This window comes from Pseudomonas sp. A-RE-22, from assembly GCF_019956035.1.
GTDB lineage: Bacteria > Pseudomonadota > Gammaproteobacteria > Pseudomonadales > Pseudomonadaceae > Aquipseudomonas > Aquipseudomonas brassicacearum.
Genome location: NZ_JAHBCZ010000039.1, coordinates 33706 through 50729, shown reverse-complemented (window position 1 = coordinate 50729; position 17024 = coordinate 33706). Strand labels below are relative to the sequence as shown.

Sequence of the window (17024 nt, the reverse complement as noted above, 5' to 3'; positions counted from 1 at the left end):
GCATACCGCGAGCTCAACCAATGTTGGCCAGAAGCCAAAGATGGGCTTCCTCGAATAGGCCTTATACATAGATGCAGCCGGGTAGCAGTGTTGAAAAGCGGGTAGACAGTGGAGGCGAGTCCATACAAAGGGCGGAACCCTAAGCCGCCATTACTGCAGAAATGGATATGTACTCAGTCAGGCCGCCATCGCGAGCAGGCTCGCTCCCACAGGGGGTTCCATGTCGGACACACCATGTGTATTCGCTGAAATCCAATGTGGGAGCGAGCTTGCTCGCGATGGCGGCAGGTCAGTCGAAAGCGTTACAACCCCAACTCAGACAACCCAGGATGATCATCCGGCCGGCGGCCTAGCGGCCAGCGGAACTTGCGCTCGCTTTCCTTGATCGGCATGTCGTTGATGCAGGCGTAACGGTTGTACATCAGGCCTTGCTCATCGAACTCCCAGTTTTCGTTGCCGTAGGAGCGGAACCAGTTGCCCGAGTCGTCGTGCCATTCGTAGGCATAGCGCACGGCGATGCGGTTATCGGTGAAGGCCCAGAGCTCCTTGATCAGCCGATAATCCAGCTCCTTGGCCCATTTGCGAGTCAGGAACGCCTTGGCTTCCTCGCGGTTATGGGCGAATTCGGCGCGGTTACGCCATTGAGTATCCAGCGTGTAGGCCAGGGATACTTTTTGTGGATCACGAGAGTTCCAGCCGTCTTCGGCCAGGCGAACTTTCTCGATCGCCGATTCACGAGTGAACGGCGGCAACGGCGGACGAACTTCGGAAGAAGCAGACATGGCGGATCTCCAATGAATTGCACAAGGTCCAACAGCTCAGGCGTGTAACAACATCTTCAGCATGTCCTGGGCGTCGTCAGCCGCGCTGTGGTCGCCCATGACCAGCGCCACGGTAATCGCGCCGTCAATCAGAATCAGCAGTTGGCGGGCCAGTGCGTCCGGGTTCTGGACACCTTGTTCGACGCACAGCCGGGTTATGTAATCGAGCAACTTCTGTTTGTGCAGCTTCGCCACCAGGCGGACCGGATCCTGAGGATCGCCGGTTTCGCCACTGGTGTTGATGAAGGCACAGCCGCGGAAACCTTCGCTGTCGAACCAGCCCTTGAGCACGGTGAACAGGTTGAGCAGCCGTGCAGTCGGGGTCGGCGCCTTGTCCACCTCGGTGCTGAACCAGTGCATCCAGCGTTCGTCCCGCCGCCTGAGGGCGGCCACGATCAGGTCGTCCTTGTTGGCGAAGTAGCGATAGACACTTTTCCTGGAGACGCCGGCGGTTTTCACCAGAAGGTCCATGCCGGTGGCGGCGATGCCACTTTTATAGATTAACTTTTCGGCGACATCGAGGATGATGTCTCGTGTTTCATTACCAGTGATTTCGTTCATGAAACAAAAGTAGAATGATCGTTCTCCTTGGTCAAGTCTTTTTTTCTTGAGGACAGGAAGACCCAAACCCATCCATGGTGTAAGCTCATCCGTTCTTCGGAATCGACCTTTTGCGAGCCCTATGCCGTCGCTTTTCAAACGCTCCCTGCTGCCCAAGCTGCGCAGCTTTGCACTGACCGCCGACGCGGTGACCATCCTCGATGGCGCTGCCCAATTCCGCCGTTGCCTGCTGGAGAAAATCGCCCAGGCCACCCAGCGCATCTACATCGTCGCGTTGTACCTGCAACAGGACGAGGCCGGCCAGGAAATCCTCGATGCCTTGCATGCCGCCAAGGCCGCGCGCCCGGAACTGGATGTGGTCGTGGTGGTGGACTGGCTGCGGGCCCAGCGCGGGCTGATCGGCGCCAAGAAGCAGCCGGGCAACTCGGCGTGGTACCAGGAACAGACTCGCACCCATGCCAGCGAAGTGCCGATCTACGGCGTGCCGGTGCAGACCCGCGAGCTGTTCGGCGTGCTGCACTTGAAAGGCTTCGTGATTGACGACTGTGTGCTCTACAGCGGCGCCAGCCTGAATAACGTCTACCTGCACAAGTTCGACAAGTACCGCTACGACCGCTATCACCTGCTGCAGAACACGGCACTGGCCGATTCGATGCATCACCTGGTGCAGCACGGCCTGGTCACCTCCAGGGCCGTGCACCGCCTGGATCTGCCGAACCTGCCCAGCACCCGCAGTTTGCGCAAGGACATCGGCGATTTGCGCAGTCGCCTCAAGTACGCGACCTATGACACCAGCGTTGGCAGCCTCGACAAGAGCGGCCTGTCGGTAAGCCCGTTGCTGGGGGTGGGCAAGAACAATCCGCTGAGCCGGGTGATCGGCGAACTGATCGCCAGCAGCCGCCAGCAACTGACCATTTGCACACCGTATTTCAACCTGCCCCTGGCGGTGACCCGGGAGCTCAATCGCGCCCTGGCCCGCGGGGTCAAGATCGACATAATCGTCGGCGACAAGACCGCCAACGACTTCTACATTCCGCCAAGCGAGCCGTTCAAGATCATCGCGGCGCTGCCATACCTCTACGAAATCAGCTTGCGGCGCTTCGCCAAACGCCATCAGCGCGCTATCGACAGCGGCCAATTGAACCTGCACCTGTGGCGTGACGGGGACAACACCTATCACCTCAAGGGCATGTGGATCGACGAGCGCTACACCTTGCTGACCGGTAATAACCTCAACCCGCGGGCCTTTCGCCTGGACCTGGAAAACGCGCTGTTGCTGGACGACCCCAAGGGCGAGTTGCTGGCGCCGCGCCAGGCCGAGCTTGAACAGATCTACCGCCACACCCGCCGGATCGAACGTTACCTGGACCTGGAAACCCTGCCGGATTACCCCGACGCCGTGGCCAGGTTCCTGAAGCGGGTCAGCCGGGTGCGGATAGAACGGCTGCTTTACCGGATCCTGTGAACACCCGCGCCATGTCGAAAAAAGACACCATCTCCATCCAGTTGGTGCGAGAGGCGCTGCTGCAGAGCTGCGCCCCCGGAGCGGCTACCGATGAGGTCCTGAACAAGGTAGGCATAGACCCTGCGTTGCTCGACGACACCCAGGCGCGGGTGCCGGCCCATGCCTATGCGCGGCTCTGGCGTTTGCTCGCCCGGCGTCTGGATGACGAGTTTTTTGGCATGGACCCGCGCAAGCTCAAGTCCGGCAGCCTGGCGTTTCTCTGTCAGTGCGCCATGGCCCAGCCCACGCTGGCGAGCGGCTTGACGGCGGGGCTGGGGTTTCTGTCGCTGATGCTCGAACATCTGCCGGCCCAGTGGATGCGCCAGCAAAGCCTGGCGGAGATCGTGCTGCTGGAAGACGATCAGGAACCGCGCCGGGCCTTTACCTATTTCACCTATTGGATGATCGTCCATGGCGTGGCCTGCTGGCTGGCCGGGCGGCGCATTCCCATTCTTTCCGTCGAACTGCGTTGCCCGGCACCGGATTTCTGCGACGACTATCGGGTGATGTTTTCCCAGAACCTGCGTTTTGGCCGGCCGCGCACCCGGATGATTCTCGCGGCTGAATGCCTCGACCTGCCGATCAGGCGCAACGCTGATGAGCTCAAGCGCTTCCTGGCCCAGGCCCCGGCCAACATCCTGGTCAAATACCGCAACCCGCAAAGCCTGGCCAGCCGTATCCGGCACGACCTGCGGCAGTTGCCTGCCGAACAGTGGCCGGAAACCGAGGCGCTGGCCCAGCAGTTGTGCGTGTCCGCGTCCACCCTGCGCCGCCGCCTGGCGGAGGAGGGCCAGACTTACCAGGGCCTCAAGGACAGCGTGCGCAAGGATCTGGCAATCACCTGGCTGGCCGAGCCCTCCATCAGTTTCGTCGAAATCGCCTCGCGCCTGGGTTTTGCCGATGCCAGCTCCTTCTACAAGGCGTTTCGCAAATGGTCCGGCTCCAACCCCGGGCATTATCGCAGCCTGATTCTCAACGACCCTGATTGACCCATCGGGTGGCCTCCAATCTTGTGCCTGCCCAAGTCCCCTTGTGGGAGCGAGTTTGCTCGCGATAGCGGTGGCCCAGCCACCTCTTCATTGACTATCAGGCCCTCATCGCGAGCAAGCTCGCTCCCACAGGGGTTCGATCGCGTCATTTACCGCTCATAAAACCGTCATCTATGTTTGATATAAGCCTCTGCAGGTGCCGGAAAAGCCAGGCCATCCATCAGAGTAATGTATGCAAGTGACCGTTTTGGGTAGCGATTGTGTCGGTTTGCAAGTCAGGTCCTGTCACGCCGTTGGGAAAGGTCCGCAAGGACGAGACGTATGAAAGTACTCGTCACCGGCGTCGCAGGGTTCATCGGATTTCATACCGCCAAGCGGCTGTGCAGCGATGGCCATCAGGTCATTGGCATCGACAACCTCAACAGCTACTACAGCGTCGAGCTGAAACAGGCACGACTGGCTCAGTTGACCGAATGCCGCGATTTCCGCTTTCAGTTGCTGGATGTGGCAGACAAGCACGCGCTGTTGGAGTTGTTTGCCGAACATGCCTTCGACCAAGTCGTTCACCTCGCGGCCCAAGCCGGCGTGCGTTATTCCATCGACAACCCGGACGTTTATGCGCAAAGCAACCTGGTAGGTTTCCTCAACATATTGGAAGCCTGCCGCGCCCATCGGCCGGCGCACCTGATCTTCGCCTCAAGCAGCTCGGTGTATGGCTTGAATGACCGCCTGCCATACGCCACGACCGACCCCGTCGATCAGCCCGTATCGTTCTATGCGGCGACCAAGCGCGCCAATGAACTGATGGCCCACGCTTACTCGCATCTCTATGGAATTCCCACCACCGGCCTGCGGTTTTTTACCGTGTATGGGCCTTGGGGACGGCCCGACATGGCGCCGTTCAAATTCACCGATGCCATCCTCAACGGTCGCACCATCGACGTTTACAACGACGGTGCGATGTCTCGCGATTTCACCTATATCGACGACATCGTCGAGGGCCTCGTGCGGCTGATACCGCTGCCGCCGACCGATGAGACCGGCGTGTGCAATAAGGTCTACAACATCGGTTTCGGCTCACCGGTGAAGCTTTTGCAGTTTATCGAGTGCATTGAAGAAGCGCTGGGCATCCGCGCGATAAAGAATTTCTTGCCGTTGCAATCGGGCGACGTGGTCAACACGTGGGCGGACACTCGTGAATTGGAGGAGCGGGTGGGGTTTCGCCCACAGGTCGCAGTGCCGGTCGGTGTGCAGTCGTTTGTCGATTGGTACCGCGACTATTACGCCGTCTAACCCCTCATTTCCCAGCATCTTTTCTGGAGCATCATGCACGAAACCCCTTATGTGTCGGTCCTGATTCCGGCCAAAAACGAGGCTGGCAATCTCATCCCACTTCTCGAAGAAGTGCGCACGGCGTTGGCCAATGAGAACTTTGAGGTCATCGTGGTGGACGATGGGAGCACCGACGCCACCGCCGCTGAGTTAAGAACCTTACAAGGCAGTGGCTACCAGCAATTGCGAGTGCTCAGCCACACCCGTTCCCTCGGCCAGAGCACCTCGATCTACCACGCCGCTGAAGTGGCACGCGGGCATTGGTTGGCAACCCTGGACGGCGACGGTCAGAACGATCCGGCCGATCTGCCGAAAATGCTCGACCTGGTGCGCGGCTCCGAAGGCACCCCCGCGGGCGTCAAGCTGGTGGCAGGGCATCGCGTCAACCGCCGGGACACGGCGAGCAAGCGTTGGGCCTCGCGATTTGCCAACAAACTGCGCGCCAGCCTGCTCAAGGACCAGACGCCCGACACCGGTTGCGGCATCAAGCTGATCGAGCGCGAGGCGTTTCTGCGCCTGCCGTATTTCGATCACATGCACCGTTTTATCCCGGCGCTGATCCGCCGTCACAACGGCCGAATGCTGGTTCAACCGGTCAATCACCGTGAGCGCGGGGCCGGGGTGTCCAACTACGGCAATCTGGACCGGGCGCTGGTGGGCATTGTCGATCTGTTCGGGGTGTGGTGGCTGATCAAGCGCACCCGCCTGGATGTCAACGCACAAGAAACCGAGGTTTGAAATGGGCAGAGAATCGTTGTGGTTGGCCGTTGGCTTCGGTGGTCAATTGGCATTCACCGGGCGTTTTGCCCTGCAATGGCTGTACAGCGAATACAAGAAGCGCAGCATGATTCCCGTTGGCTTCTGGTACCTGAGCATCATCGGTAGCGCGCTGTTGCTGGCCTATGCCATTTACCGCGAAGACCCGGTGTTCATTGTCGGCCAGTCTTTCGGCTTTATCGTTTACCTGCGCAATTTACAGTTGATCGCCAAGCATCATGAGCAGGAAAACCCCGAACTGACCAAGAAGGGCTGAACCGGTGCGGATACGATTATCTTCCTCGCGGCTCGAGCTCCTGGCGTTGGTGGTATTGGCCTTGATCATAGTGGGCGCTGGCCTTGGCTGGCGCCAACCGATGAACGTCGATGAGGAGCGCTTCCTTGGCGTTGCCCTGGAGATGCTGCAGAACGGCTCATGGTTCATTCCCCATCGCGCCGGTGAAATCTACGCCGACAAACCGCCGCTGTTCATGTGGACGGTGGCGCTGTTCGTGCAACTGACCCACCTGCCCAAAGTTGCCCTGTACTTGCCCGCGCTGCTGGCAGGCGCCGTCACCACCGCGTGCCTGTATGACCTGGGCCGACGCTTGTGGGGACGGCGCGTGGGGGTGATCGCGGCGCTCTTGTTTCTCGCGACCTACCAGACCTACAGCATCCTGCGCACCGGGCAGATCGATGGTTTCCTTGCGCTCTGGACCATCCTGGGGATCTATGGCTTGTGCCGGCACGTGTTGCTCGGCCCGGCCTGGCGTTGGTACTACGTGGCCTGTGCGGCGATGGGGTTCGGGATCATCAGCAAAGGCGTGGGTTTTCTGCCGGTGCTGATGCTGATTCCCTACGCCTATGCGCTGCGCAAAGGTTGGAAAGGGGTGGTGGCCATGCCTGGCCAGGCAGGACGCTGGTGGCTGGGGCTGGTCGTAGCATTGGCCGCCATTGCGTTATGGCTGGGGCCCTTGCTGATGATTGTCGCGCAGGGCAGTGCCGACAGCCTGGCGTACGCCCAGGAAATCCTGTTCAAGCAGACCGCTGGGCGTTATGCCAACGCATGGGAACACCGCGAACCTTTCTGGTACTTCTTCGTCCAGGTGATTCCGAAGTACTGGCTGCCGATTGTGTTCATGCTCCCCTGGCTGGTGCCGGCCTGGCGCAGACAATTGCTCAAGCATGACGGTCGGGTGCTGGTGCTGCTCGGTTGGGTACTGCTGGTGTTGGTGTTCTTTAGCCTGAGCAGCGGCAAACGCAAGTTGTATATCTTTCCCGCGTTACCCGCGTTGATTCTGGTGGTGGCGCCGCTTGTGCCGTGGCTGCTACGCCGCTGGTTTGGCGCGCGCCCAAGGGGCAGGGCGGTCTTCAATGTGCTGGTTGCGCTGTGGTTGTGTGCCTGGTTTGTGCGCGGCTTCGTCGAGCCCCACAAGGAAGGCATCAACCCCCACCAGACCTTGATGCGCGATGTCGCCGGAATGACTGCAAATGCCGAGTTGGTGCTCGTGGGTTGGCGTGAGGGCCATTGGCTGTTCGCCCAGCAACCCATCGTGCATTTCGGCTTTTATAACGGCAACTCCCTGGAACAATCCGCCACCTGGCTACGCAGCCACCCGCAGGCCTTCGCCCTGGTGCCCGCTCGGGACCTGGCCCGCTGTTACGACCCGCAAAAAGCTCGCCGGGTCGGCAATACCTCAAGGGCCGAGTGGTTCCTGGTGGGGGTTGATGCGGACAACCAGCGCTGTCAGTCGCCAACGCCGGAGAAGGTGTATTCGTTTGCCTGGCAGCAGCCCTTGTAGCGGCTGAACCGCCGCCATCGCCAGCAAGCTCGCTCCCACATTGGTGCTTGGGTGGTCACAAAATCGAGGTCCATCATAAATCCCCTGTGGGAGCGAGCTTGTTCGCGATGAGTGCCTAAACAACACCACATCCCTGAACCATGGCCAAACCAGTCAAGCAACTTGAAAGCTTTGACCATTGCCGCCACAGCCCTTCGGCGCGAGTATTTGCCTGCTATTCACGGTTCCCCCAACCAATAAAAACCACAGAGGGATGCTGGTCATGCGCGATTATTCGTCCGCCACTTCGCAGTTCGATTACCTGCACACCGTCAACACTGCACTGCACGGCTCGCTCGAGGCGCTCAATGCCTGCGTAGAGTGTTGCGACCGGCATGCGTTGCCAGGGCGCATCGCCTTGTTCTGGGAGGGCCGTGACGGCAGCGATGCGACTTGGACTTACCGTGACCTGCAGGACAACGCCGCGCGGTTCGCCAATTTCCTGCGCGCCCAAGGCATCGGCAAGGGCGACAAAGTGGCCGGTCTGTTGCCGCGCACCGCTGAACTGCTGATCGTGGTGCTCGCCACCTGGCGCATTGGGGCAGTGTATCAACCGTTGTTCACCGCATTCGGGCCCAAGGCCATCGAGCACCGCCTCGGCAGTTCTGGAGCGCGCTTGGTCGTCACCGATGCGGTCAACCGTCCCAAGCTCGACGAAGTCGCCGGTTGTCCCACCATCGTCACGGTCGGCGGCGAAAAGGGCCAGGGCATCGTGCGTGGCGACTACAGTTTCTGGGCCGAGGTGGCGAACCACTCCAGCCAGTGCGAACCGCTGATGCTCACCGGCGAAGACCCGTTCCTGCTGATGTTCACCTCCGGCACCACAGGACCTGCCAAGGCGCTGTCGGTGCCACTCAAGGCCATCGTTGCGTTCCAGAACTACACCCGTGACGCGGTAGACCTGCGTCCCGAAGACGCCTTCTGGAACGTCGCCGACCCGGGCTGGGCCTACGGCATCTATTTTGGCGTGACCGGGCCGCTGGCCATGGGGCATCCGATTACCTTCTACGATGGCCCGTTCACCCTGGAAAGCACCTGCCGGGTCATCAACAAATACGGCATCACCAACCTCACCGGCTCGCCCACGGCCTATCGCCTGTTGATTGCCGGTGGCGAGCAGTTTGCCCGCTCGATCAAGGGCAAGCTGCGCATCGTCAGCAGCGCCGGTGAGCCATTGAACCCGGAGGTGATCCGTTGGTTCGCCGACAACCTGAACGTGGTGATCCACGACCATTACGGCCAGACCGAACTGGGCATGGTGCTGTGCAACCACCATGGGCTGGAACACCCGGTGCACCTGGGCGCGGCCGGCTTTGCTTCGCCAGGCCATCGGATCGCGGTGCTGGATGAAAACCAGCGCGAGCTGGGCGTAGGCCAGCCGGGCATTCTCGCACTGGACCGCAGCCAGTCGCCCATGTGCTGGTTCGCCGGTTACGAAGGCGGGCCGACCAAGGCCTTCGTCGGTGACTACTACTTGAGCGGCGATACCGTGGAGCTGAACCCGGACGGCAGCATCAGTTTCGTAGGCCGCAGCGACGACGTGATTACCACGTCCGGCTACCGGGTCGGTCCGTTCGACGTGGAAAGCGCGCTGATCGAACACGCGGCGGTGGTGGAAGCGGCGGTGATCGGCAAGCCTGATCCGGAACGCACCGAGCTGGTGAAGGCCTTCGTGGTACTCAGCGCGCAGTACCGTGCCTCTGCGGAACTGGCCGAAGAATTGCGCCAGCACGTGCGCAAGCGCCTGGCGGCCCATGCCTATCCCCGTGAAATCGAATTTGTCAGCGACTTGCCGAAAACCCCAAGCGGCAAGTTGCAGCGCTTTATCTTGCGCAACCAGGAAATCGCCAAAGCTCAAGAGGCTGCGGCGCAGAACGTTTCAGCTTGAATCCAAGGAAACCATGATGCAGATCGACAACAAGATTTTTCTCGTCAGCGGCGGTGCTTCCGGCCTCGGCGCGGCCACCGGCGAAATGCTGGTCAAGGCCGGTGCCAAAGTGATGCTGGTGGACCTCAACGCCGACGCCGTGGCCGCCCAGGCGCAAAAACTGGGCTGCCAGAGCGTGGTGGCCGACATCAGTAACGAAGCGGCGGCTGAAGCGGCGGTCAAGGCCACGGTCGATGCGTTCGGTGGTCTCAATGGTCTGGTGAACTGCGCCGGTATCGTGCGCGGCGAGAAGATCCTCGGCAAGAACGGTCCCCACGCGCTGGCCAGCTTCAGCCAGGTGATCAACGTCAATCTGATCGGCAGCTTCAACCTGCTGCGCCTGGCGGCTGCGGCCATTGCCGAAACCGAGGCAGACGCCGACGGCGAGCGCGGGGTGATCATCAATACCGCGTCGGTGGCGGCCTTCGATGGACAGATCGGCCAGGCGGCTTACGCTGCATCCAAAGGCGCCATCGCCAGCCTGACATTGCCGGCCGCCCGCGAGCTGGCGCGTTTTGGCATCCGGGTGATGACCATTGCGCCAGGGATTTTCGAGACCCCGATGATGGCCGGCATGACCCCGGAAGTCCGTGATTCCCTGGCCGCCGGCGTGCCGTTTCCGCCGCGCCTTGGGAAACCTTCCGAGTATGCGGCGCTGGTCAGGCATATCATTGAGAACAGCATGCTCAACGGCGAGGTGATCCGTCTCGACGGTGCCTTGCGTATGGCAGCCAAATAATCAGGAGGATTCATGATGTCCAACGATCCTATTGTCATCGTCAGCGCCGTCCGTACACCCATGGGCGGCTTCCAGGGCGAACTGAAAAGCCTCAGCGCCCCGCAGTTGGGTGCCGCCGCCATCAAGGCCGCCGTGGAGCGTGCCGGCATCGCACCCGACGCGGTTGAAGAAGTGCTGTTCGGTTGCGTGCTCGCCGCCGGCCTGGGCCAGGCACCGGCGCGTCAGGCCGCGCTGGGTGCCGGCCTCGACAAGTCGACCCGCTGCACCACGCTCAACAAGATGTGTGGCTCGGGCATGGAAGCGGCGATCCTCGCCCATGACATGCTCATCGCCGGCAGCGCCGAAGTGGTGGTGGCCGGCGGCATGGAAAGCATGTCCAACGCGCCGTACCTGCTCGATCGGGCCCGCAGCGGTTACCGGATGGGCCATGGCCGGGTGCTCGACCACATGTTCCTCGACGGCCTGGAAGACGCCTACGACAAAGGTCGGCTGATGGGCACCTTCGCCGAAGATTGCGCCGAGGCCAATGGCTTCAGTCGCGAGGCCCAGGATGCCTTCGCCATTGCGTCCACCACCCGCGCCCAGCAGGCGATCAAGGACGGCAGTTTCGATGCCGAGATCGTGCCGTTGCAGGTCATGGTCGGCAAGGAACAAGTGACCGTGCGCCACGACGAGCAGCCACCCAAGGCCCGGATCGACAAGATCGCCTCGCTCAAGCCGGCATTCCGCGAGGGCGGCACGGTGACGGCGGCCAATTCCAGTTCCATTTCCGATGGTGCCGCGGCGCTGGTGCTGATGCGCCAGAGCCAGGCCGTCCAGCGTGGCCTCAAGCCCCTGGCAGTGATTCACGGTCACGCGGCGTTTGCCGATACCCCGAGCCTGTTTCCCACCGCACCGATTGGCGCCGTGAAGAAGCTGATGCAAAAGACCGGTTGGTCGCTGGATCAAGTCGACCTGTTCGAAGTCAACGAAGCCTTTGCCGTGGTGAGTCTGGTGACCATGGACAAGCTGGAGATTGCCCATGACAAGGTCAACGTCCACGGCGGTGCCTGTGCGCTGGGCCACCCGATTGGCGCGTCTGGCGCACGGATCCTGGTGACCCTGCTGTCGGCGTTGCGCCAGAAGGGGCTCAAGCGCGGCGTCGCGGCCATTTGCATCGGCGGCGGCGAAGCCACGGCCATGGCCGTCGAATGCCTGTATTAAGGAATCACCATGCTCCCGACTGAAGAACAGACCCAAATCCGCGAAATGGCTCGGCAATTCGCCGAGGAACGCTTGAAACCGTTCGCCGCCGAATGGGACCGCGAGCACCGTTTTCCCCGGGAAGCCATCGATGAAATGGCCGAACTGGGCTTCTTCGGCATGCTGGTGCCGGAGCAGTGGGGTGGTTGTGACACCGGTTACCTGGCCTACGCGATGACCCTGGAAGAAGTCGCCGCCGGCGACGGCGCATGCTCGACCATCATGAGCGTGCACAACTCGGTGGGTTGCGTGCCGATCCTCAAGTTCGGCAACGATGAGCAGAAGGCGAAATTCCTCACGCCCCTGGCCAGTGGCGCGATGCTTGGCGCCTTCGCCCTGACCGAGCCCCAGGCCGGTTCGGACGCCAGCAGCCTCAAGACGCGGGCGCGGCTGGAGGGTGATCATTACGTGCTCAACGGTTGCAAGCAGTTCATCACGTCCGGGCAGAACGCCGGAGTGGTGATTGTGTTCGCGGTGACCGATCCGAGCGCCGGCAAGCGTGGCATCAGTGCGTTCATCGTGCCGACCGATTCGCCGGGCTACAGCGTGGCCCGGGTCGAAGACAAACTCGGCCAACACGCTTCCGACACCTGCCAGATCCTCTTCGAGGATTTGAAGGTGCCAGTGGGCAATCGCCTGGGGGAGGAGGGCGAGGGCTACAAGATCGCCCTGGCGAACCTGGAAGGCGGGCGCGTGGGCATCGCGGCGCAAGCGGTGGGCATGGCCCGCGCGGCGTTCGAGGCGGCCCGGGACTATGCGCGGGAGCGCTCCAGTTTCGGCAAGCCGATCATCGAGCACCAGGCCGTGGCGTTCCGCCTGGCCGACATGGCGACCCAGATCGCCGTGGCCCGGCAAATGGTGCACTACGCCGCCGCCCTGCGAGACAGTGGCCAACCGGCGCTGGTGGAGGCCTCCATGGCCAAGCTGTTCGCCTCGGAAATGGCTGAAAAGGTCTGCTCCATGGCGTTGCAGACCCTGGGCGGCTACGGTTACCTCAACGACTTCCCGCTGGAGCGCATCTACCGCGACGTGCGAGTCTGCCAGATCTACGAAGGCACCAGCGACATTCAGCGCATGGTCATTTCGCGCAATCTTTGAACAGGAGTCCTGCATGAGCTACGAAACGATTTTATTGGAGATCAAGGACCGCGTCGGCCTGATCACCCTCAACCGTCCCCAGGCATTGAACGCCTTGAATGCGCAGATCGTCAGCGAACTGAACCAGGCGCTGGACAGCCTGGAGGCTGATCCGAAGATTGGCTGCATCGTGCTGACCGGTTCGAAAAAAGCCTTTGCCGCCGGTGCCGACATCAAGGAAATGGCCGAACTGACCTACCCGCAGATCTACCTGGACGACCTGTTCAGCGACAGCGACCGCGTGGCCAACCGTCGCAAGCCGATCATAGCGGCGGTGAACGGTTTTGCCTTGGGCGGGGGGTGTGAGCTGGCGTTGATGTGCGACTTCATCCTGGCAGGCGACAACGCCAAGTTCGGCCAGCCGGAGGTCAACCTCGGCGTGCTGCCAGGCATGGGCGGCACCCAACGCCTGACCCGCGCGGTGGGCAAGGCCAAGGCCATGGAAATGTGCCTGACCGGGCGCTTCATCGATGCGGTGGAAGCCGAACGCTGCGGCATCGTCGCGCGGATCCTACCGGCCGATGAGCTGCTGGACGAGGCGCTTAAAACTGCAGCGTTGATCGCCTCCAAGTCGGTGCCCATCAGCATGATGGTCAAGGAAAGCGTCAACCGCGCCTTTGAGGTCAGCCTGTCCGAAGGCGTGCGCTTCGAGCGGCGGGTATTCCATGCGGCGTTTGCGACGCAGGATCAGAAGGAAGGCATGGCGGCATTCGTGGCCAAGCGTGCGGCGGAGTTCCAGGACAAGTAACGCGGCGGTCTCACTGACGCCATCGCGAGCAAGCTCGCTCCCACAGTGGATCTGGGCTGTACGCAGTATCTGTGTACACCACTGAACCCTGTGGGAGCTGGGCTTGCCCGCGATGGCGGCGGTACATTCAGCCTATAAATGGCTGATACACCGCTATCGCGGGCAAGCCTTGTTCCCACAAGTATTCTGTGTGCAGCGTAGATTCAGTGGGAGCAAAGCTTGCTCGCGATGCTTTTCCTGCCGTTACACCAGGTAGTGCTTCAGCTCCCGGGCAATCACCATCCGCTGTATCTCGCTCGACCCTTCATAAATCTGGGTAATCCGCGCATCGCGGTAGTAGCGCTCTACCGGATAATCCTCGAGATACCCATACCCACCATGAATCTGTATCGCCGAGGAGCAGACTTTCTCGGCCATTTCCGAGGCAAACAGCTTGGCCTGGGAGGCTTCTGACAGGCACGGCTTGCCCGCGCTGCGAAGGCGGGCGGCGTGGAGGATGAGCAGGCGGGTGGCGTTTATGCGGGTGTGCATGTCGGCCAGCAGGTTGGCGATGCTCTGGTGCTCGATGATCGGCTTGTCGAACTGAACCCGATCGCGCGCGTAAGCCAGCGCCGCTTCAAAGGCCGCACGGGCGATGCCCAAGGCTTGTGCGGCGATGCCGATGCGGCCGCCTTCCAGGTTGGACAGGGCGATGGCCAGGCCTTTACCGCGAGCCCCCAACAGATTGGCCTCGGGGATGGTGCAGTTGCTCAAGGTGACCGCGCAGGTGTCCGAGGCGCGGATGCCCATTTTGTGTTCGGTGCGATCAACGATGAAACCCGGCGTATCGGTGGGCACCAGGAACGCCGAAATGCCTTTCTTGCCCAGTTCCGGGTCCGTCACGGCAAACACGATCGCCAGTTTGGCTCGCTTGCCATTGCTGACGAACTGCTTGGCACCGTTGATAACCCACTGGCCATCGCGCAATTCGGCCCGGGTGCGCAGGTTGTGGGCTTCGGAGCCGGCCTGGGGCTCGGTCAGGCAGAAGCAACCAATGGCCTGGCCACTGGCGAGGTCGGCCAACCACGTCTGCTTTTGTTCGTCGGTGCCGAAATTCAGCACAGGCCCGCAACCCACCGAATTGTGAATGCTCATCAGTGCGCCGGTAGCACCGTCGCCTGCGGAGATTTCCTCCACGGCCAGGGCATAGGCGACGTAATCGACGTAGGTACCGCCCCATTCTTCCGGCACCACCATCCCCAACAGGCCTAGCTCACCCATCTTCGCCACCAGGCCGTCGTCAATCCAGCCGGCTTTTTCCCACGCCTGGGCATGGGGAGCGATTTCGCCACGGGCGAAGTCCCGGGCCATGTCGCGGATCATCACTTGTTCTTCGGTCAGTTCGAGGTCATGCATGGCTCAGTTCCCGTGGTCGTCGAAGCCGTCGAAGAAGCTCGCCACATGGTCGGCGTCCAGCGCCTCCAGGGTCGGCGGGTTCCAACGCGGGTTCTTGTCTTTGTCGATCAGCAAGGCGCGCACGCCTTCGATCAGGTCACCGCGTTCGAACCATTGCTGATCCAGATGCAGTTCCAGGGCAAAACATTCTTCCAGGCTCAAATGCCGACCGCGCCGCAGCATTTCCAGGGTCACGGCCATGGCCAGGGGAGAGCGGCTGTCCAGCAGGTCGGCGGTCTTTATTGCCCATTCGTGGCTGTTGGCGACGGTGACCTGGCGCAACTGCTCGACCATGCTCGGCACGTCGGGCAGGCCAAAGAAATGGTCGATGGCTGGCCGCAAATCGGCCAGGGGCGGGGCAGGCAGCTGTTGCACACCAAGCTTGGCCAGCAGGCTCTGCAGGTCCTTGAGTGGTGTATCACCCCACTCCAGGTGATCGAGGCGCGCATCGAGCTGTTCAAGCTTGCGACTGTCCAGATACCAGTCGGCCAGCCCGCAATACAAGGCGTCAGACGCACGGATCTGCACGCCGCTGACGCCCAGGTAGATACCCAGTTCGCCAGGAATGCGCGGCAGGAAGTAACTGCCGCCCACGTCCGGGAAATACCCGATGCCGACTTCCGGCATGCCCAGGCGGCTGCGCTCGGTGACCACCCGCAGGTCGGCACCTTGTGCCAGCCCCATGCCGCCGCCCAGCACGAAGCCGTCCATCAAGGCGACGATCGGTTTGCGGTAGTGATGAATCGTCAGGTCGAGGGCGTATTCCTCGACGAAGAAATCTTCGTGCAGGGTGTCGCCCTGCTTGTGGCTGTCGTACAACGAACGGATATCACCGCCGGCGCAAAACGCCTTCTCGCCCGCACCACGCAGCACCACGGCGCGGATCTGTGGGTCGAGGGCCCAGGTATCAAGTTGTTGCTGCAAGCTGCGCACCATGCCCAGGGTGAGGGCATTGAGGCCGGCGGGGCGGTTCAGGGTCAAATGGCCAATGTGATTGCGAACTTCGACCAGCACCTCATAGGCCGCGGTTTCGATGGTTCCCGCGGCGTGTGATGAAACCTGAGCTGTCATCGCTAACTCCCTGCTTTTATTCTTCTTTATGAATTGTGTCGCGCGTACCCATTCAGGATCGTACCAGTGCAAATTTGCATTGCACAACCGGGATACGTGCAGGTCCTTTCTGCATATTTATAGCAGCCACAGGCTCAACCGCGACTAGAGAGAACCTCCGCGATGCTGCGACGCTTGGCATTTCGCTCGCTGACGTGGATCAATTGCTCAAGATCTTCCGGTGTGACGTCAAAGAATGCTTCCATTTCCGCCAGGGCCAGTTTCAGGTCTTCGGCCGTGATCGCCTGGCGGTCGACGGGAGGGTGGTCAGCCGGTATGACGGCCAGCGGTTCGCTGGCACGCCTGGGATAGCGCACCCGCGTCAGGTTGTTGTAGGCCAGCGCAAAGGCCAGCAGCCCGGAGCCGGCCAGCATCGCCGCACCAACGGCTTGCCAGTCCAAGGCAATGATAGACGGGGCCGCCAGCACCAGCGTCGCCGCCAGGGCGCCTGCCGGCGGATGCAGGCAACGCAGCCAGCACATCAACACCAGCGCCATGCCCGCCGCCAGGCAGGCGCTACCCAGCGTGCGGCCCAATACATGGGCCACCAGCAGCGCGACGACCGACGCACACAGATAACCGCCGACAATCGACCAGGGCTGGGCGAGGGCGCCCGATGACACTGCAAACAACAGCACCGCTGAGGCGCCGAGGGGGCCGATGAGGTGTTGCGCCACCTCAAGGCCAAATACCTGCCCGCAAAGCCAGACACTGAACATCGTCCCCAGCGCCATGCCGATGGCGGCGCGGCTCCATTCGGTGGGACGGGTATTGATAGCAGCGGGGAACCAGCGAGAAAGCATTAAGCGAAAATCCAGAAAACGAACAAAAAAAGGGGCTTACGGGAAAGTCCCAGAAAGCCCTTTAAGTGTTCCAACAGTTG

Annotated in this window: 16 protein-coding genes; 11 read left to right on the top strand and 5 right to left on the bottom strand. The window is 61.5% G+C overall.

The window, feature by feature from the left end:
- Positions 1-302: 302 nt before the first annotated feature.
- Positions 303-782, bottom strand: a complete 480-nt coding sequence (locus KGA89_RS19540; protein ID WP_046062452.1) for a DUF1348 family protein — start codon at positions 780-782, stop codon at positions 303-305.
- A 36-nt stretch (positions 783-818) separates the two neighbouring features.
- Positions 819-1382, bottom strand: a complete 564-nt coding sequence (locus tag KGA89_RS19535; protein WP_003202031.1) for a TetR/AcrR family transcriptional regulator — start codon at positions 1380-1382, stop codon at positions 819-821.
- 121 nt (positions 1383-1503) lie between these two features.
- On the opposite strand from KGA89_RS19535, the gene pssA reads away from it, so the two are divergent.
- The 11 genes from pssA (at position 1504) to KGA89_RS19480 (ending at position 13597) form a co-directional block, all read left to right on the top strand.
- A complete protein-coding gene (gene pssA / locus KGA89_RS19530; RefSeq protein ID WP_003202029.1) occupies positions 1504-2847 on the top strand; it encodes a CDP-diacylglycerol--serine O-phosphatidyltransferase in 1344 nt (447 codons plus the stop codon).
- 11 nt (positions 2848-2858) lie between these two features.
- Positions 2859-3875: an AraC family transcriptional regulator gene (locus KGA89_RS19525; RefSeq protein WP_223472318.1), complete on the top strand. Its 1017-nt coding sequence runs from the start codon at positions 2859-2861 to the stop codon at positions 3873-3875.
- Positions 3876-4196: 321 nt separating this feature from the next.
- A complete protein-coding gene (locus KGA89_RS19520; RefSeq protein ID WP_042956570.1) occupies positions 4197-5168 on the top strand; it encodes an NAD-dependent epimerase in 972 nt (323 codons plus the stop codon).
- Positions 5169-5201: 33 nt separating this feature from the next.
- Positions 5202-5945, top strand: coding sequence for a glycosyltransferase family 2 protein (locus KGA89_RS19515; protein ID WP_003202022.1), 744 nt, complete (start codon positions 5202-5204; stop codon positions 5943-5945).
- Between the two features lies 1 nt (position 5946).
- Positions 5947-6240, top strand: coding sequence for a lipid-A-disaccharide synthase N-terminal domain-containing protein (locus KGA89_RS19510; protein WP_003202020.1), 294 nt, complete (start codon positions 5947-5949; stop codon positions 6238-6240).
- Positions 6241-6340: 100 nt separating this feature from the next.
- The gene (locus KGA89_RS19505; protein ID WP_223472317.1) at positions 6341-7765 is read left to right on the top strand and encodes an ArnT family glycosyltransferase; all 1425 of its coding nucleotides are present in this window, start codon (positions 6341-6343) and stop codon (positions 7763-7765) included.
- 262 nt (positions 7766-8027) lie between these two features.
- On the top strand, positions 8028-9692 hold the full coding sequence (locus KGA89_RS19500) for an AMP-binding protein (protein WP_223472316.1): 1665 nt from the start codon (positions 8028-8030) through the stop codon (positions 9690-9692).
- 16 nt (positions 9693-9708) lie between these two features.
- Positions 9709-10470, top strand: a complete 762-nt coding sequence (locus KGA89_RS19495) for an SDR family NAD(P)-dependent oxidoreductase (RefSeq protein ID WP_003202015.1) — start codon at positions 9709-9711, stop codon at positions 10468-10470.
- 12 nt (positions 10471-10482) lie between these two features.
- Positions 10483-11673, top strand: a complete 1191-nt coding sequence (locus tag KGA89_RS19490) for an acetyl-CoA C-acyltransferase (RefSeq protein ID WP_161796641.1) — start codon at positions 10483-10485, stop codon at positions 11671-11673.
- 9 nt (positions 11674-11682) lie between these two features.
- The gene (locus KGA89_RS19485) at positions 11683-12810 is read left to right on the top strand and encodes an acyl-CoA dehydrogenase (protein WP_223472315.1); all 1128 of its coding nucleotides are present in this window, start codon (positions 11683-11685) and stop codon (positions 12808-12810) included.
- A 13-nt stretch (positions 12811-12823) separates the two neighbouring features.
- Positions 12824-13597, top strand: coding sequence for an enoyl-CoA hydratase (locus KGA89_RS19480; protein WP_003202009.1), 774 nt, complete (start codon positions 12824-12826; stop codon positions 13595-13597).
- A 243-nt stretch (positions 13598-13840) separates the two neighbouring features.
- On the opposite strand, the gene KGA89_RS19475 is transcribed toward KGA89_RS19480, so the two are convergent.
- From KGA89_RS19475 to KGA89_RS19465, 3 genes are all read right to left on the bottom strand, one after another.
- On the bottom strand, positions 13841-14992 hold the full coding sequence (locus KGA89_RS19475) for an acyl-CoA dehydrogenase family protein (protein WP_003202007.1): 1152 nt from the start codon (positions 14990-14992) through the stop codon (positions 13841-13843).
- A gap of 3 nt (positions 14993-14995) precedes the next feature.
- On the bottom strand, positions 14996-16102 hold the full coding sequence (locus KGA89_RS19470) for an enoyl-CoA hydratase/isomerase family protein (protein ID WP_223472314.1): 1107 nt from the start codon (positions 16100-16102) through the stop codon (positions 14996-14998).
- Between the two features lie 134 nt (positions 16103-16236).
- Positions 16237-16944 carry an HPP family protein gene (locus tag KGA89_RS19465; protein ID WP_003202003.1) on the bottom strand — a complete coding sequence of 236 codons (708 nt, stop codon included), beginning with the start codon at positions 16942-16944 and terminating at the stop codon, positions 16237-16239.
- Between the last annotated feature and the right edge of the window lie 80 nt (positions 16945-17024).

Excerpts from the sequence above, each read along its gene's own strand:
- KGA89_RS19540 (WP_046062452.1), bottom strand. The coding sequence starts at position 782 with ATGTCTGCTTCTTCCGAAGTTCGTCCGCCGTTGCCGCCGTTCACTCGT.
- KGA89_RS19535 (WP_003202031.1), bottom strand. The coding sequence starts at position 1,382 with ATGAACGAAATCACTGGTAATGAAACACGAGACATCATCCTCGATGTC.
- pssA (WP_003202029.1), top strand. The coding sequence starts at position 1,504 with ATGCCGTCGCTTTTCAAACGCTCCCTGCTGCCCAAGCTGCGCAGCTTT.
- KGA89_RS19525 (WP_223472318.1), top strand. The coding sequence starts at position 2,859 with ATGTCGAAAAAAGACACCATCTCCATCCAGTTGGTGCGAGAGGCGCTG.
- KGA89_RS19520 (WP_042956570.1), top strand. The coding sequence starts at position 4,197 with ATGAAAGTACTCGTCACCGGCGTCGCAGGGTTCATCGGATTTCATACC.
- KGA89_RS19515 (WP_003202022.1), top strand. The coding sequence starts at position 5,202 with ATGCACGAAACCCCTTATGTGTCGGTCCTGATTCCGGCCAAAAACGAG.
- KGA89_RS19510 (WP_003202020.1), top strand. The coding sequence starts at position 5,947 with ATGGGCAGAGAATCGTTGTGGTTGGCCGTTGGCTTCGGTGGTCAATTG.
- KGA89_RS19505 (WP_223472317.1), top strand. The coding sequence starts at position 6,341 with ATGAACGTCGATGAGGAGCGCTTCCTTGGCGTTGCCCTGGAGATGCTG.
- KGA89_RS19500 (WP_223472316.1), top strand. The coding sequence starts at position 8,028 with ATGCGCGATTATTCGTCCGCCACTTCGCAGTTCGATTACCTGCACACC.
- KGA89_RS19495 (WP_003202015.1), top strand. The coding sequence starts at position 9,709 with ATGCAGATCGACAACAAGATTTTTCTCGTCAGCGGCGGTGCTTCCGGC.
- KGA89_RS19490 (WP_161796641.1), top strand. The coding sequence starts at position 10,483 with ATGATGTCCAACGATCCTATTGTCATCGTCAGCGCCGTCCGTACACCC.
- KGA89_RS19485 (WP_223472315.1), top strand. The coding sequence starts at position 11,683 with ATGCTCCCGACTGAAGAACAGACCCAAATCCGCGAAATGGCTCGGCAA.
- KGA89_RS19480 (WP_003202009.1), top strand. The coding sequence starts at position 12,824 with ATGAGCTACGAAACGATTTTATTGGAGATCAAGGACCGCGTCGGCCTG.
- KGA89_RS19475 (WP_003202007.1), bottom strand. The coding sequence starts at position 14,992 with ATGCATGACCTCGAACTGACCGAAGAACAAGTGATGATCCGCGACATG.
- KGA89_RS19470 (WP_223472314.1), bottom strand. The coding sequence starts at position 16,102 with ATGACAGCTCAGGTTTCATCACACGCCGCGGGAACCATCGAAACCGCG.
- KGA89_RS19465 (WP_003202003.1), bottom strand. The coding sequence starts at position 16,944 with ATGCTTTCTCGCTGGTTCCCCGCTGCTATCAATACCCGTCCCACCGAA.